1 protein-coding gene and 1 pseudogene are annotated in these 847 nt (G+C 70.0%); both read left to right on the forward strand.

Annotated elements, in window-relative coordinates:
- Positions 1-195, forward strand: a pseudogene (locus AC5RUJ_RS17400) (ABC transporter ATP-binding protein); the annotation flags it as partial.
- A partial coding sequence (locus tag AC5RUJ_RS17405; RefSeq protein WP_494156395.1) for an ABC transporter permease occupies positions 195-847 on the forward strand: 653 nt, incomplete at its 3' end. The pseudogene AC5RUJ_RS17400 and the gene AC5RUJ_RS17405, both read left to right, overlap by 1 nt.

Raw genomic sequence — 847 nt, forward strand, 5'->3', positions numbered from 1 at the left:
CCCGGGGAAGTGGACCCGGCCCGGGCCCGCATCGGCGGGTCGCTGTTCACCGTGGGGTCCAGCCTGCGCCAGGCGCTGGATGCGGCGTTGTCGTCGCCGTCCGGGGCCGGGGTCGCCGTCGACGCCGACGGGCGGGTGGCCGGCCTGGTCGATCCCGCGGCCGTGCTGCAGAGGCTCCAAGCGGGCGGCAGCTGATGGAGTGGTTCCTGGCGAACCTGCCCTATGTGCTGGAGCTGAGCGCCCTCCACCTGTTCCAGTCCGCGCTCCCGCTGGTACTCGGGCTCGTGCTGTCGCTGCCGCTGGGCTACCTGGCCTGGCGGGTCCGCGCAGTGCGCGGCGTTATTCTGTCCGTCTCCTCGGTGCTGTACACGATTCCCTCGCTCGCCCTGTTCGTGATCCTGCCGGTCATCCTGGGTACCGGGATCCTGGAAATGTCCAACCTGATCGTGGCGCTGACCGTTTACTCGGTCGCGCTGCTGGTCCGCGCGGTGGTGGACGCGCTGAACTCCGTGGACGACGGCATCCGGCAGGCCGCGGTGGCCATGGGCTACCTGCCGGTCCGCCGGTTTTTCAGCGTGGACCTTCCGCTGTGCATTCCGGTGCTGGTGGCCGGGCTGCGGGTGGTGTCCGTGAGCAACATCTCGGTGGCCAGCGTCGGCGCGCTGATCGGCGTCCGGAACCTCGGTTTCCTGTTCACCGACGGGCTGCTGCGCTATTTTATGACCGAAATCGTGGTCGGGATCCTGATGACCCTGGTGCTGGCGGCGCTGATGGACGTGCTCCTGCTGGCGCTTGAGCGGGTGCTCACGCCGTGGCGGCGCCCGGGTGCGGCCGCCGGCGGAACCGG

It is taken from the genome of Arthrobacter sp. Y3223164 (genome assembly GCF_059091005.1).